The 14,904-nt window shown below is 43.2% G+C and carries 11 protein-coding genes; 4 read left to right on the plus strand and 7 right to left on the minus strand.

Annotation, left to right across the window (positions count from 1 at the left end):
• Window positions 1-3: 3 nt before the first annotated feature.
• Both FGM00_RS08520 and FGM00_RS08525 read right to left on the minus strand, forming a co-directional pair.
• A complete protein-coding gene (locus FGM00_RS08520; protein ID WP_138852494.1) occupies window positions 4-2,448 on the minus strand; it encodes a YfhO family protein in 2,445 nt (814 codons plus the stop codon).
• Window positions 2,449-2,512: 64 nt separating this feature from the next.
• The gene (locus FGM00_RS08525) at window positions 2,513-2,776 is read right to left on the minus strand and encodes a DUF4834 family protein (protein ID WP_138852495.1); all 264 of its coding nucleotides are present in this window, start codon (window positions 2,774-2,776) and stop codon (window positions 2,513-2,515) included.
• Between the two features lie 319 nt (window positions 2,777-3,095).
• Between FGM00_RS08525 and FGM00_RS08530 the strand changes: the two genes are divergently transcribed.
• Both FGM00_RS08530 and FGM00_RS08535 read left to right on the plus strand, forming a co-directional pair.
• Window positions 3,096-4,175, plus strand: a complete 1,080-nt coding sequence (locus FGM00_RS08530; RefSeq protein ID WP_138852496.1) for a transporter — start codon at window positions 3,096-3,098, stop codon at window positions 4,173-4,175.
• Window positions 4,176-4,258: 83 nt separating this feature from the next.
• Window positions 4,259-5,380, plus strand: coding sequence for a GTP cyclohydrolase (locus FGM00_RS08535; protein WP_138852497.1), 1,122 nt, complete (start codon window positions 4,259-4,261; stop codon window positions 5,378-5,380).
• A 173-nt stretch (window positions 5,381-5,553) separates the two neighbouring features.
• Here FGM00_RS08535 and FGM00_RS08540 read toward each other — a convergent pair whose 3' ends face one another.
• The 3 genes from FGM00_RS08540 to FGM00_RS08550 all read right to left on the minus strand — a co-directional run bounded on the left by FGM00_RS08540 (window position 5,554) and on the right by FGM00_RS08550 (window position 10,125).
• Complete coding sequence (locus FGM00_RS08540) at window positions 5,554-6,813, minus strand: aminotransferase class I/II-fold pyridoxal phosphate-dependent enzyme (protein ID WP_138852498.1); 1,260 nt, start codon at window positions 6,811-6,813, stop codon at window positions 5,554-5,556.
• Window positions 6,814-6,961: 148 nt separating this feature from the next.
• The gene (locus FGM00_RS08545; RefSeq protein ID WP_138852499.1) at window positions 6,962-8,002 is read right to left on the minus strand and encodes a PLP-dependent cysteine synthase family protein; all 1,041 of its coding nucleotides are present in this window, start codon (window positions 8,000-8,002) and stop codon (window positions 6,962-6,964) included.
• A 65-nt stretch (window positions 8,003-8,067) separates the two neighbouring features.
• A complete protein-coding gene (locus FGM00_RS08550) occupies window positions 8,068-10,125 on the minus strand; it encodes a S9 family peptidase (protein ID WP_236262976.1) in 2,058 nt (685 codons plus the stop codon).
• A 166-nt stretch (window positions 10,126-10,291) separates the two neighbouring features.
• On the opposite strand from FGM00_RS08550, the gene FGM00_RS08555 reads away from it, so the two are divergent.
• Together FGM00_RS08555 and FGM00_RS08560 are read left to right on the plus strand one after the other, a co-directional pair.
• Window positions 10,292-10,618, plus strand: coding sequence for a YbaB/EbfC family nucleoid-associated protein (locus FGM00_RS08555; protein ID WP_138852501.1), 327 nt, complete (start codon window positions 10,292-10,294; stop codon window positions 10,616-10,618).
• 254 nt (window positions 10,619-10,872) lie between these two features.
• On the plus strand, window positions 10,873-11,199 hold the full coding sequence (locus FGM00_RS08560; protein ID WP_138852502.1) for a YegP family protein: 327 nt from the start codon (window positions 10,873-10,875) through the stop codon (window positions 11,197-11,199).
• On the opposite strand, the gene FGM00_RS08565 is transcribed toward FGM00_RS08560, so the two are convergent.
• Both FGM00_RS08565 and FGM00_RS08570 read right to left on the minus strand, forming a co-directional pair.
• The gene (locus tag FGM00_RS08565) at window positions 11,194-12,216 is read right to left on the minus strand and encodes a threonine aldolase family protein (RefSeq protein WP_138852503.1); all 1,023 of its coding nucleotides are present in this window, start codon (window positions 12,214-12,216) and stop codon (window positions 11,194-11,196) included. The two genes, FGM00_RS08560 and FGM00_RS08565, sit on opposite strands and share 6 nt — an antisense overlap.
• Before the next feature lie 89 nt (window positions 12,217-12,305).
• Complete coding sequence (locus FGM00_RS08570; RefSeq protein WP_138852504.1) at window positions 12,306-14,708, minus strand: zinc-dependent metalloprotease; 2,403 nt, start codon at window positions 14,706-14,708, stop codon at window positions 12,306-12,308.
• Window positions 14,709-14,904: the final 196 nt, after the last annotated feature.

Below are 14,904 nucleotides of genomic sequence, written 5' to 3' on the forward strand. Positions count from 1 at the left end.
ACTCTAGCGTTGCTGCGTTTTTACCTCCGTTTTTCTAGTGCGCCAAAAAGAAAACCCAACTCCACCTAAAATGATAAGCCCAAGAAAAATCGAACTGGCCAAAGTGATTTTACTGCCGGTTTCTACGACTTCAGGTTCAAACTTGAACTCGATATCATGCCTGCCTTCAGGAACTTCCATTGCCCTGAGCACATAATTCACCCTAAAGTGCTTCGTAGGTCGGCCGTCGATAAAGGCTTTCCAGCCGTGGGGGTAGTACATCTCGGAAAATACTGCCAAACCTGAATTGTTGTTTCTAGTCCGGTATTTTAGGTGGTTTGGTTTGTAATCTATCAACTCTATTCGGGCAGTAGAATCCCGCTTAAAATTATTTCTTGTAACACCTTCTACCTTATCCGTATTAACAATGGCTTCGTTTGCCGTATCGAGATTTTTCAATGCCTTGATTTCTTCATCGGCATTGCTTACGGGTTTTAGTTTTTCGATAAACCAGGCATTGCCGTTTGCATCGGGATTTAAAGCGGGATAGCTGGCGCCTTCTTCATTTTGCTGTATAACGTACTTTACGTTAAGCATATTCAATACGTTCATATTGCCATTGGCGATATGATAATCGAAAAGATCTTGCATTCCTGCTGGTTTAGCGGCGTGATATCCTGCAATGGACTGATGAAAATAAGCGGTTCGGGCACCAAAGCCTTCCTGTTGGTCGTAGACTCTATAGATACTCTTGTCTTTTTTGATTTGCTGATCAACGGCAGTCTGCTGAAAAGGCTGCAGCATTCTTCTCTTGGAAACAAAGTTATCTTTATTCACATAGCGTAAATTGACCCCCACCAAATCGAAAACAATCAGGGCTCCTATAATAAGAATGACGATATTTTGCTTGAATTTGTCCTTCAGATAAAGGTAAATAGCCGTTGCCGCCAACAGCACAAAAATCAAAGAACGCAGCAGATCGCTTGTATACACACTTTTCCTATCAGCGATGAACATATCGGCAAGATCCGCCATGCCATTATTCCGTAGACCATCATCAGCGGCAGATTCAAAATCAAATGTTCCTTTAAAGAGAAATAAGAGGATGCATATCCCAATAAAAATCCCGCCGGAAATCAAAAAAGCCTTCAACTTTTTCGCTTTGTCTATAGACTTGTCAAAAAGTGCAACAAGTGCCAAAATCGCCAACACCGGAACACAGAGTTCCAAAATAACCTGAATTGAAGATACCGCCCTGAATTTGTCGTACAACGGGAAGTAATCGATCATGAAATCGGTCAACAGACTGAAATTCTTTCCCCAGCTCAATACCAAGGACATAATAGTTCCACCTAAGAGCCACCATTTTGCCTTTTTACACACCAAAATCAGCCCTAAAAGAAACAGAAAAAATACTACTGCGCCAATATAGGCCGGGCCCGAAGTAATCGGTTGGTCGCCCCAATACAATGGTACTTGCTGTACGATACCCAATGCTCTATCCCTAGGCAGGCCCTTATCCAGCAAGAATGTAAAGGCCTTTGAATCTTCACCGAGGTTGTCAGAACTACCCCCACCGAATAGGCGAGGCACGAACAAGTTCATCGATTCGGCAACCCCATAGCTCCATTGTGTAATATACTCCCTGTCCAGTCCTTCAATGTTCTCTTTTGTATTGCCAAACGCATCGACAGTAAGTTCCGAGGTACCCCGAGTACTCCAATCGGCATATTCCTTTGTGGCCATTAAACCGGTAGCATTGGCCGCAATACCCAGGAACACGGCCCCGAATAAAATTGCTGTCGATACGAAGAAATGTTTCAGATACTTTTTTCGAATGGCATCGACCAAATAAACAATGCCCAAGATAAGCACCAGAAGCATGAAGTAGTACGTCATTTGATAGTGGTTCGCCCTTATTTCCAGTGCCATGGCCACGGCAGTCAATACTAATCCCCATAAATATTTCTTTCGAAACACCAATATGATCCCCCCGAGTAAGACAGGCATATACCCCATGGCATGGGCCTTGGCATTATGCCCTGCTCCAAAAATGATAATCAAATAAGTAGAAAAACCAAATGCAAGTGCACCTACAATCGCCAATCTGTAATCGACTTTCATGCAACATAGCAGGATATAGAATCCAATAAAATAAAGAAAAAGATAATCCGCAGGGCGAGGCAAAAACCGAATCAAGTTATCCAGTTTTTTTACGTAATCATGTGGGTAATACGCACCCAACTGATAGGTAGGCATACCACCGAAAGCGCTGTTCGTCCAATAAGGTTCTGTTTTGGTATGCTTTCGGAAGTCGTTCTGCTCCTTGGCCATCCCCGTATATTGCGCGATATCGTATTGGTAGATTACTTTCCCTTGTAGAACGGGATGGAAATAAGCTAAGGCGGCGATTATAAAAAAAACAGCTACAAAAAAATGTATCAAAAATACTTTAAACCCCGTTTTCATGAATGGATGTAGTGGTTGATTACGCTAAGATAGTGAACTCATCTCGAGTTAAAGCAGCGTCTGTTCAATCGATTTCCTCAAAGTCGATGTACTCGCCAACGGTATCCTTTGATTGCCTTCCTTTGTTCGGTTGTTTTTCGATTACCACTTCACCTTCGGTTGTAGGTCGTCCTTGGTGTGCGTTCGTGAATTCCCCGAAACGCTCTCGGAAGTGTTGCTCAGTTTTCTTGGCAGCGTAGCCCATTATTTTAGGCGCGAACATTCTTAGAAGAATCTTTAGACCGTAATACACCAGGAGAATAATTAATATTGTTTTTAAAAATGCCATATGTGTTATGTTTTATGCGGCCTAGCATTACAATTTCGTAGACCTATATTCCCTTATTTAACGGGTAATCGCGTAGCGCTTATCTGTAAAAGAAAAAGTTTAAACCCCTTTCGTATATCAAAAATACAATTCTCACGTTTTAATCTTAGGGCAAAACTCTTAAAATAATAATAAAACAAGTGTAATTCAGGGTGCGAGGTACGAAGTGGGAAGTACGAAGTGGGAAGTACGAAGTGGAAAATACAAAGTGGGAAGCACGAAGTATGGAGCACGAAGTATGGAGCACGAAATAAGAATTTCAAAAAAAATACAATTACCAATGAAGTACAAAGCGTTTTTAACTTTTCTACTCCTGCCCTTTCTGGGTATTTCGCAATATACCGATGTTATTAACTCAAACCGGCCAGGACTATCGGTTAGTGCGTATGCCGTTGGTACAAATGTAATTCAATTCGAAGCCGGAGCCTTTTATGAGCAAAGTGACCATTCGTTGCTCAATACCCAAACCAATATCTGGGGCGGTGACTTTTCGTTGCGCTATGGCCTGCTCTTTGAACGCTTGGAAATCAATTGGGAAGGCACCTACCAAAATAACGATGTCATGTTCACAGAGGCGGGTACGACAACGAACTTCACCGATTTTAATAGGAACAGGCTAGGACTCAAATACTTGTTATATGATCGCTACAAGAATCCGGAACGCAACAAACCCGATCTGTATAGCTGGAAAGCTAATTATGGGTTCAAGTTCAAAAACCTTATCCCATCTGTGGCCCTTTACGGCGGGGCTACCTTCAACCTAGGCGATAACCCGTTCTATATTGGGGACCCGACGGTTTCGTATCGCGCTATGGTGGCTACCCAAAGTAGACTTACGCCTCGTTTCGTACTGATTACGAACATTGCCTACGACCGCATCTCCTCACCTTTTCCGGAATTGAGCTATCTGATTTCCCTTTCACATGCCTTCAGAAATCCCAAGTGGAGTGTTTTTGTCGAGCATCAAGGTATTGATAGCGACCGTTATGCAGATGCGCTTTTACGCGGTGGCGTCGCCTATTTGATAACCGACAACCTGCAGACCGATATCAATATGGGAGCCAGTTTTAAGGACACCCCTACTAGAATATTCGTGCAGGCCGGCGCCTCTTATCGTATCGACCTTCATAGAGACAAACTTAAGCCGATCGAAGAGCAGCAAGCTGGGGAGAATGGCGGGCCGATTAAGAAGAACGCCATGAAGAAGAAAAAGAAGGACGGAAAAGAGAAAAAGAAAAATGGATCCGGTGCAGAGGATATTGATCTAGGGCCTTCCAAGAAGCAGCTTCGAAAACTTAAAAAGGCCGAAAAAAAGAAAAACAAAGGCAAGAAAAACAATAGTGGGGAGATTGAGTTTTAACACGAAACGGATTCGTAATATCATCCAAGTTATTTCCTGCTCTACCCAAATATGATTAATATTGACCATTGAAAGAATGAGCAATGGTCACCCTAAAAGAAGCTGTTACCAAAGCGGATTTAAAAGCCTTCGTAAAGTTTCCGTTTTCCTTATACAGAGATTCCCCTTATTGGGTTCCCCCTATTATTGCCGATGAGTTGGAATCATTCGACAAATCGAAAAATCCGTCCTTTAAAAATGCAGATGCTTGGTTCTTTTTAGCCTATAAAAACGGTGAAATCGCCGGTCGTATCGTCGCCATCATCAATAAAACGGAAATCACTCTTCAAAAAGTAGCCAAAATGCGTTTTGGCTGGTTCGATTTTATAGATGATACGGAAGTTTCAGAGGCCCTGTTGAACAAAGTCATCGCCATAGGCAAGGAAAACAAGCTTGAGTTTACGGAAGGCCCTGTCGGCTTTAGTAATTTGGACAAGGTCGGAGTTCTGACCGAGGGTTTCGATCATATAGGGAGTATGATTACTTGGTATAACTATGCTTACTACAAAAATCATTATGAACGTTTGGGTTTCCGTAAGGAAAAAGGCTATGTTGAGAACAAGTTTCCAGCGAACAACGCAGACCCCAAACTATTTACCCGATTGAACGATTTGATCAAAAGACGCTATTCGCTGCGGGAAATCAATTTCACAAGGACTTCCGAAGTGCTGCCGATGGCCGATAAAATGTTCGATCTTTTCAACACGACCTATGCAAACCTATCTTCCTTTGTACCCATCTCGGATGTACAAAAAGCCTATTTTAAAAAGAAATACATCAGTTTTATCAATCCGGAATACATTAAGTTCATTGTTGATGCAAACAACGAGCTGATTGCGTTCGCCATTGTAATGCCATCGTTCTCCAAGGCATTGCAAAGGGCAAATGGAAAATTATTTCCATTCGGGATATTCCATTTATTAAAAGCGAAGAAAACGAACAAAGACGTCTATTTTTATTTAATAGGAATACATCCAGAATATCAAAACAAGGGTGTAACAGCGATTATTTTCAATGAATACCACAAGACCTTTACAAAGAAGAATATCAATATGTGTTACCGAACACCGGAGTTGGAGGATAACACGGCTATTCGCCAAATGTGGAAGCATTTTAGTCCCGTTATCTACAAACGCAGATGCACGTATCGCAAGAACTTGTCCTAAATGAAGCAGCGGGATAACATACTATTTTAATCACCCCCTAAGACGAAAGGAATATTTTTGACAATACGTTTATATAGCTTGCGAATTTAAAGCAACCAAAACCAGAAATCCGAACTTAAAGTCTAATGCTTAAAGTTCGGATTTCTGGTTTTTTATTCAATGTAACGTCTCAATTACTCGCCCATTGCAGCCGCGACCGCAGCGGACAGTCTCTTGTAGGTACCGTTTTCCAATCGCTCGCGAATAGCGGAGAAAGCCTCCAATGTTTCGTTAATGTCGTCCATTGTGTGGGTTGCCGTAGGAATCATTCGCAATAAAATCAATCCTTTAGGTATGACAGGATAAACCACTATAGAACAGAATATTCCGTAATTCTCACGAAGGTCCTTAACCAAGGCCATTGCCTCAGGAATACTTCCGTTTAGGTAGACCGGCGTTACACAGCTTGTTGTGGTCCCGATGTCAAATCCGCGTTCCTTGAGTCCGTTTTGCAAGGCATCGGTATTTTCCCATAATTTGGCCTTCAATTCTGGCTGGGTACGCAACATATCCAATCGCTTCAATGCCCCTTTCACATAAATCATGGGCAACGATTTGGCAAACATCTGTGATCTGAGGTTGTATTTCAAATAGTCGATAATCTCCTTATCAGCGGCCAGAAAAGCTCCGATACTGGCCATAGACTTTGCAAACGTGGCAAAATAAACATCGATATCCGCCTGTACTCCCTGTTCTTCACCCGCACCCGCACCTGTTTTACCTAAAGTTCCGAAACCATGGGCATCGTCGACCAAAAGACGGAAGTTGTATTTTTTCTTCAGCGCAACGATTTCCTTTAATTTTCCTTGCTGTCCACGCATTCCAAAGACTCCCTCGGAAATCACAAGAATACCGCCACCTGTCTGCTCCGCCATTTTCTCGGCGCGCTCCAAATTCAGCTCTAAACTCTCAACGTCATTATGTTTGAACGTGAAGCGTTTGCCCATATGCAATCGTACACCGTCTATGATACAAGCGTGACAATCTACGTCATATACGATAATATCGTCTTTGGAAACCAAAGCGTCAACACAAGATAGAATACCCTGATATCCGAAATTCAGTAAATACGCGGATTCTTTCTGTACGAAATCGGCCAATTCCTGTTCCAACTGCTCGTGAAATTCGGTGTGCCCGCTCATCATACGCGCGCCCATGGGGTAAGCTGCACCATGCTCTGCAGCCGCCTCGCTGTCTATTTTCTTGATTTCTGGCAGATTTGCCAATCCCAAGTAATCATTAATGCTCCAGGTAATGACTTCCTTTCCTTGAAATTTCATTCTATTGGAGATATGTCCTTCCAATTTGGGAAAAACAAAGTATCCCTCTGCCTGTGAGGCCCATTTCCCCAATGGTCCCTTATTCTCGATGATTCTGTCGAACAAATCTCTCATGTGCGCTGTAGTTTGTGCAAAAATATGGCTTTTTGGACTGTTTTCATAGCTGCTCGCCCTGACTTTTTAAACAATTTTATTGACACCATAAAAAAAGCAATGGCTCTTGCGAACCATTGCCGATTATTATTTTGAACCTTTTTTTTGGCTATTTTACCATTTGTACTTTCGGGGTCTCTTCCACTTCTTTGTTACCTAGGAAGCCTTGGGCCTCCATCCAGTCGTCACTATATATTTTACTCATGTACCGCGATCCGTGGTCTGGAAAAATTGCGACCACTTGACTGTTCTCGTTAAACTCTCCATCTGCGTCAAGTTGTTTTATCGCTTGCATGACCGCCCCACAAGTATAACCGGCGAAAATACCTTCGGTTCTCGATAGTTCCCTTGCCGTATGGGCACTTTCCTCATCGCTGACCTTTATGTACTTATCGATTACATCGAAATCGGTTGCGGAAGGAATCATGTTCTTACCAAGACCTTCGATTCGATACGGATAAATTTCACTTTCATCCAATTCCCCGGTTTCATGAAACTTTTTTAACACACTCCCAAAGGCATCAACACCGATAATCCTGATACCGGCATTTTGTTCCTTTAAGTAACGCGCTGTACCCGAAATCGTGCCACCAGTGCCACTACACGCTATTAAATGGGTAATCCGACCGTTGGTCTGTTCCCAAATTTCCGGGCCGGTAGATTTGTAATGGGCATCTATATTCAGTTCATTGAAATACTGGTTGATGTAAATACTGCCCTTTGTCTCTTTGTGGAGTCGCTTGGCTACCTGATAATAAGACCGAGGGTCATCGGCACTAACGTGAGCCGGACAAACGTAGACGTTTGCCCCCATTGAGCGCAACATGTCTATTTTATCGGGGCTCGATTTTGAACTTACCGCCAAAATACACTTGTAGCCCTTAACGATACTTACCATTGCGATACTGAATCCCGTATTGCCCGAAGTAGTCTCGATTATGGTGTCTCCCGGCGAAAGAATCCCTTTTCTTTCGGCCTCTTCTATTATATGAAGGGCTATACGGTCTTTCGCCGAATGCCCTGGATTGAAAGCTTCTACTTTTGCATAGAAATTTCCGGACAACGATTCGGTAATTCGATTGAGCCTGACTAAAGGCGTATTTCCGATTAAGGCCAATACATTGTCTACTGCTGCTATTTTTTTCTCCATTTAGGGGTTTTCCGTTAATGCCTGCATTAACAAAATTCACGCCACAAAATTAGTGAATTTTTTAATTAATCCATTTTCCCTTCCAAATCCAGGATAAAAGCGTATTCTTTGGCCACTTCCCTTAAAGCCTCAAAACGTCCGGAGGCTCCGCCATGACCAGCATCCATATTAATATCGAAAAGCAATAGATTATCGTCCGTTTTCATTTCCCTAAGCTTGGCGACCCATTTGGCCGGTTCAAAGTATTGCACTTGGGAATCATGCAATCCCGTGGTAACCAACATATTCGGATAGGCCATCGCCTGAACATTATCATAAGGCGAATACGATTTCATATACTCATAGTATTCTTTCTCGTTGGGATTGCCCCATTCGTCGTATTCCCCAGTCGTCAACGGTATCGAGTCATCTAACATGGTCGTAATAACATCTACAAAGGGTACCGCTGCGACTATACCTTTGTATAATTCGGGATTCATATTCACTATGGCACCCATGAGGAGACCTCCTGCAGAGCCACCCATGGCGTATAAATGCTCTGGACTGGTATATCCTTCGGCTACCAAATACTTGGAACAATCGATAAAATCGGTAAAGGTATTCTTCTTTTTAAGCAGTTTTCCTTCTTCGTACCAAGGCCTTCCCAGATACTGCCCGCCGCGAATGTGCGCCAGGGCATAAACGAAGCCACGGTCCAGCAAACTCAAGCGTACGGTTGAGAAGTATGGGTCCATGGTCGCTCCGTAGGATCCATAGGCGTATTGGAGAACGGGAGTATCTTTGGTCAACTTGGTGTCTTTGTGATACACGATAGACATGGGTACTTTGACTCCATCACGAGCCGTTGCCCATATCCTCTTTTCAAGGTAATTCGCTTTATTGAACTTGCCACCTAAGACCTCTTGCTCTTTCTTCACCTCTTTTTCCTTGGTGGCCATGTCAAAATCAATGGTAGAGCTCGGTGTCGTCATCGAATTATAGCCATAACGCAAGATGTTCGTATTAAAATCCGGGTTGGTGCCAACGCCAGCAGTATACGTTTCGCTCTCAAAAGGCAGATAATACTCGTTCGTACCATCCCAACGAACGATCTTGATACGGTTTAGTCCGTTTTCCCGTTCCGAAAGAACGTAATAGTCCTTAAAAATCTCAATATCCTCCAAGAGCACCTCTTTTCGATGCGGAATGAATTCTTTCCAATGCTCCACATTGGTATTCCCTTCCTTTACTTTCATCAACTTAAAGTTGGTCGCGCCATCTTTATTCGTCATTACATAAAAATCATCGCCGTAATGGGCGATACTGTGTTCCAATCCCCTTTGTCTAGGAGTAAAGACCTGAAAATCGCCGCTGGGGTCGTTCGCCCTTAAAATCTGGAACTCGGAGGTGAGGGTGCTGTACGAACCAATAACGATGAACTTTTTTGATTTCGTCTTGTATACATACGAAATAAAAGTCTCATCATCCTCATGATGTACCAATACATCCTCACTTGTAGGCGTGCCCAGTACATGTCTATAAATCTTATCGGAGCGCAGGGTTACCGTATCGTTCTTCGCATAGAAAATAGTTTTGTTGTCATCTGCCCATACCGCCCCGCCTGTCGTATTGTCTATCTTATCATCATAGATTTCTCCTGTATTCAAATTTTTAATCTGCAGGGTATATTGTCTTCGAGAAACCGTATCAATCCCGAAAACCGCCAAACTATTGTCGGGGCTGACCGAAAGTCCACCTAACTTAAAATATTCGTGGCCCTTTGCCATCTCGTTACCATCGAACATGATTTGCTCCTCGGCATCCAAGCTTTCCTTCTTTCTGGAGTATATCGGATATTGTTGCCCTGTTTTAAAGCTGGTTATATACCAGTATCCATTGTTTTTATAGGGGACCGAAGAATCATCCTCTTTAATGCGACCTTTCATTTCTTCGAACAAGGTATTTTGAAAATCTTCGGTATGCGCCATCAAGGAATCTTTGTAGGCATTCTCCCTTTCTAAATGCGCAATGACTTCCTTGTCTTCCCTATCATTCATCCAATAATAGTTGTCAATCCTAACATCGCCGTGTTTATCGAGATTTTTAGGGATTTTTTTGGCAATCGGGGGGTTGGCTTGGTTCATTTCTTTTTGTTCGTTTGTACAAGAGGATGCAAAAGTAATACATACGAGGACAAGAGCTTTAAAATAATCGGAGCGTAGCATAGATATCTATTTGAGTTGCGAATTTAGTAATTTTACCACATCACAGTTGATACAAGACATAATTGAATCTTAAAAATAGAAAACTATGTTCGGAGATATGATGGGCATGATGGGAAAGCTAAAAGAGACCCAAGCTAAAGTAGAAGCGACCAAAGAACGGATGCATTCCGTATTAATCGATGAATCATCGTCAGACGGATTGCTGAAAGTTACCATTACCGCCAATAGAACCATTAAGGAAATCAGCGTTGATGAGAGCCTGTTATCGGACAAGGAACAGCTTGAGGATTATCTGATTTTGACCTTGAATAAAGCGATTGAAAAGGCAACGGCGGTAAACGAGGCCGAACTTGCCGCAGTAGCGAAGGAAGGGATACCGAATATTCCGGGTATGGATGGGCTATTTAAATAGCAGCACCCTGGGGCAACGGATACCACCATCGCCAAATGCAGTGCTGTTATACTTTTAGTACGTTTCATGATGAAGTTTTGATACCTTGACCAAAACAACGCACATTAATTGTATTAAAAAGGCTTTCCTATGCGGAAAGCCTTTTTTGGTTGGTTAATTGAGGTTTATCAGATTGCCTGCTCCGCTTCAAAAGCTTAACAGGAATTATTTGATAAAGCCTGAAAGTATCGATATTTTTATAAAAAAACCAATAAATGGTTGAAATTAAGGCAGAAACGAATGATACATTCCGGTTTGAATTGAGAAGCGCAGACGGGATAATATTGCTTCAAAGTGTTCCGTATCCATCGAAGGAGCATATTAAAAGAACTATAAACGCATTGAACCCGGCAGTCTATAAATCCTTGTTCTTTGAACGAAAGACCGATTATGAGGGCAAATTTCTTTTTCATTTAAAAAATGCCGAACGGGAGCTTATTGGCAAAAGCGGGGTTTTCGAATCGGAAGCGGGAATGGAAAATGGTATCAAACACCTTAAAAAGCGCATTGCCGATCTTCCAGCCGATTTAACGGCGCTATAAATTTTTCAGAATGGACAAGAAAACATCATGCTCCTCATCGGAATAATCTAAATGGGTTACGATTCTTAGCTTTCCCTGCCCCATTCCTATGAGATGTACGTTTTGATCTTTAAGATAGTTGACGAAATCATCCGCAGGCATTTTCGCCTCTTCCAACTCAAAGATGACAATATTCGTTTCTATCGGCTCTACTTTTGATATTATAGGCAGGCTTTGCAAGACCGCTCCGATTTCCTTGGCTTTTCGATGATCCTCCGCTAGTCTTTCCGTATGGTTGTCCAAGGCATAGATACCGGCCGCTGCTAGAAATCCAGCCTGTCGCATACCACCGCCGAAAACCTTTCGTACCCGCATGGCCCGATCTATCAAATCCTGGTTCCCTACCAAAACCGACCCGACCGGACAGCCTAACCCTTTACTCAAACAGATACTGATGCTGTCGAAAAGTGCCCCGTACTGTTCTGGCGATTCATTTTTGGCCACCAAGGCATTCCAAAGTCTTGCGCCGTCTAAGTGATAGCGTAGCCCATGTCGTTCACAAACTTCTTTTATTCGCTTGAGCTCCTTAAAATCCCAGCACGCGCCACCCCCTTTGTTAGTCGTATTCTCGATACACACCAAAGACGTTAGCGGACTATGGTAGAAATCCGGTGGATTGATTGCCGCCTCGACCTGTTCAGCCGTCATCATACCCCGATGCCCATCGACCAATTTACAGGAAACGCCACTATTAAAACTGACCCCACCGCCTTCATAATTATAGACATGCGCATATTTATCACATATGAGCTGATCTCCGGGTTGGGTATGCAATTTGATCGCAGTTTGGTTAGTCATCGTACCTGATGGAAAGTATAATGCCGCCTCGGTGCCGAACAATGCGGCCGCTTTTTCTTCCAAAGCATTCACTGTTGGGTCCGCCTTAAAGACGTCATCGCCGACTTCGGCGGACATCATGGCATTTAACATCCCTGCAGAGGGCTTTGTAACCGTATCGCTAATTAAGTTTATTTCCAATAGATTTCGACTAAATAGAAATACAAAACCAAATTCCAATCGTTTGAATTTGGTTTTGTATTTTGCGTTTATATTTGTGTTTGCGCTTATTAATGAAAACAATCCATACCAATGGGCGAACCGTCGGGTAATTTAGGGGTCGCAATTACTTTAAAATCATCGATTTCGTCATAAAAGTGATTGATTCTTCGAACCATTTCTATACTACTGGCGCTTTTTGCACCTTTCGTTATCATAGACTTCATGGCCCTGAGCTTTTCATGCGCTATGGCATTTACCTGTGGATGAACGCCATCATGAGCGGCCAAATTCATGAAGTGAAACAACACCCTGAAATTGATATTCTGCTGCACTTCATTTAAATAAGCATCCTTATGTTCTCGCTGAATCGTATTACGACCAACTTCATCCAAAACTTCGGCCAGCCCTAGGTTTGAAGGGTCGATGGCCTTTTGTTGAATAAGACGGGATGCACGTTCCGGATGCAATAAAAACCCTAATGTCATGTCGGCCGCGGTTTCGGCGGCGGAAAGTGCATCAAAAGAAACTCCGGTTTTCCCATTAATCGACTCCCGGGTTCTTCCAAAACCAAAAGCCCTGGGCGGGAAAAGCGCCAGCTTTTCCTTGGGAATCGCAATCTCATTTGCATCCAAGGTTTTCAGAATGCTTTTTAATGCCTCCTCTTGCATGGACTTGTTAACAATTTTGACCGTTTCCTGTCCGTCGCCTTTTACAGCATAATTGTATTCTAATCCCCCTATAATTTTGGCAACACCTTCCGTTTGGTACCTATGAAAAAAGTACAATGGCACAAACACGTCCTCTAAAACCGAATACGCTTCCCCACTTCGAATATTATCCATCGAAAAATTGGCGATTGCGGTTTTACGAACATTCAGCATCGCATCCAATTCTTCACTTACATTCTTGCCGTTGTCCCACAAATGCGCCAGAACATGTGCACTCCCCTGTGGGCGGGCATCCTGATCGGTAATAAAACGCAACCCGTCTGTTTTGGCCTGGTCTAAGATTTTGTCCAACTCCTCTTTTTCATTCGCTTCGTCCTGAAAACTCTCGTAAGAATAGGCTACGGAAACCTTGTCCCACTCCCCGATTCCGGTCGCATAGGCATTTGAAAAGTCGATCTCATCGCCCTTGACCGAAAACTGCGGATGGGGATAGTCCATTACCGAGGCGCGGTCGTTCGTGCTAGCCGCATAGTTGTGCGCAAAACCCAAAGTATGGCCGATTTCATGTGCCGAAAGTTGCCGAATTCGAGCAATCGCCAAATTCAACATCGGTTGGTAATTGTCATCCCTTTCCGCAAAAGGTTTGTTCATCAATGCCTGTGCGATCAGAAAATCCTGTCTGATTCGGAGGCTACCGAGGCTCACGTGGCCTTTCATTATTTCGCCGGTGCGGGGATCGGTAATACTACTACCGTAGCTCCAGCCCCTTGTGGAACGGTGTACCCATTGTATGACATTATAGCGAACGTCCAATGGGTCGGCATCGTCGGGTAGTATTTTTACCTGAAAAGCATCTTTGTAGCCTATGGCCTCAAATGCCTGATTCCACCAGCGACCACCCTCCAGCAGGGCTGACCGTACCGGTTCAGGCGTGCCGTTATCCAAATAATAAACAATCGGTTCGACCGCTTCGCTCACGGCGGCAGTCGGGTCTTTCTTTTCCAACCGATGCCTTGTTATAAATCGTTTTAATATCGGTTCTTGAACGGGGGTGGAATAATCGTAATACATAAAAGGATACGCTCCGCTTCGTGGGTCGAATTCCCGTTTTACAAAATTATCATCAGGTAATTCGATAAACGAATGATGTTGCGCCACGGTAACCAAGCTAGCATTCGGACTAACCGAACGAATGTTGTCTCCCTTGGCCTCTCCCTTAAACGTGAGCGTTACGTCGAATTCGATATTTTTGGGAAACGCCTTGGTCCGTTCCAAGGCCATGGCACTCTTGTCTTTGTCAACACTGTAATTTCCCTGTTCGTTTCGCTTTAAACGACCGGCGACCCCGTGGGTATCCTGCATCAGAAAATCAGTGATATCGATTATATATTTCCCACCCTTTTCTTCTTCGATCTTGAATCCCCCTAAAATGGATGTCGCAAATGCCTGCTCTACGGATTTCCGTTCCAAATTGTTGTCCGTCAAAGCCCGAAACTTAAGGTTCGGTTGTACCAACATCAATTTGTTTCCCGCCTTTCTAAAGAATACTACTTGCTCGTTACCGAGCTGTCCCCTATCCAAGCCGATGTCATTACTCCCGATTCCACTACTCAACGAGTACACATAGAGGAACTCCTTTTTAAGTTCCGCCACCTCTAAGTACACCTTATCGGTTTTGTCATCATGTTGAAAATTAAAGAAGCCACTGAATTTTTGAAAGTCCTTGCTCTTCTCGGCAAATTGTCCGAATAGGGCCAGAGAACAGAGTAAGCTTAGCAGGCAGAATAAAGAAGGATGTTTCATGAGTGTTTTTTAGTACAGAAATTGGTCAGTGCTAAAATTAGCCAAAAACAATTAAAACGGCCGCATAGGTAAATCAACAAAACAAAAGGGAATTCCGTAAAAAATGCAACTGATTTTTGAGCATATGGCAATATTCTGTGATACAATTATCAAATTTTCCCCGCTAAATCGAAAGAAAACCAGTATTTTAAACCAA

The sequence above is a fragment of the Aggregatimonas sangjinii genome, from assembly GCF_005943945.1.
In the GTDB taxonomy this organism is placed as follows: domain Bacteria; phylum Bacteroidota; class Bacteroidia; order Flavobacteriales; family Flavobacteriaceae; genus Pelagihabitans; species Pelagihabitans sangjinii.

Excerpts from the sequence above, each read along its gene's own strand:
- FGM00_RS08570 (WP_138852504.1), bottom strand. The coding sequence starts at position 14,708 with ATGAAACATCCTTCTTTATTCTGCCTGCTAAGCTTACTCTGTTCTCTG.
- FGM00_RS08530 (WP_138852496.1), top strand. The coding sequence starts at position 3,096 with ATGAAGTACAAAGCGTTTTTAACTTTTCTACTCCTGCCCTTTCTGGGT.
- FGM00_RS08545 (WP_138852499.1), bottom strand. The coding sequence starts at position 8,002 with ATGGAGAAAAAAATAGCAGCAGTAGACAATGTATTGGCCTTAATCGGA.
- FGM00_RS08555 (WP_138852501.1), top strand. The coding sequence starts at position 10,292 with ATGTTCGGAGATATGATGGGCATGATGGGAAAGCTAAAAGAGACCCAA.
- FGM00_RS08525 (WP_138852495.1), bottom strand. The coding sequence starts at position 2,776 with ATGGCATTTTTAAAAACAATATTAATTATTCTCCTGGTGTATTACGGT.
- FGM00_RS08535 (WP_138852497.1), top strand. The coding sequence starts at position 4,259 with ATGGTCACCCTAAAAGAAGCTGTTACCAAAGCGGATTTAAAAGCCTTC.
- FGM00_RS08520 (WP_138852494.1), bottom strand. The coding sequence starts at position 2,448 with ATGAAAACGGGGTTTAAAGTATTTTTGATACATTTTTTTGTAGCTGTT.
- FGM00_RS08540 (WP_138852498.1), bottom strand. The coding sequence starts at position 6,813 with ATGAGAGATTTGTTCGACAGAATCATCGAGAATAAGGGACCATTGGGG.
- FGM00_RS08550 (WP_236262976.1), bottom strand. The coding sequence starts at position 10,125 with ATGAACCAAGCCAACCCCCCGATTGCCAAAAAAATCCCTAAAAATCTC.
- FGM00_RS08560 (WP_138852502.1), top strand. The coding sequence starts at position 10,873 with ATGGTTGAAATTAAGGCAGAAACGAATGATACATTCCGGTTTGAATTG.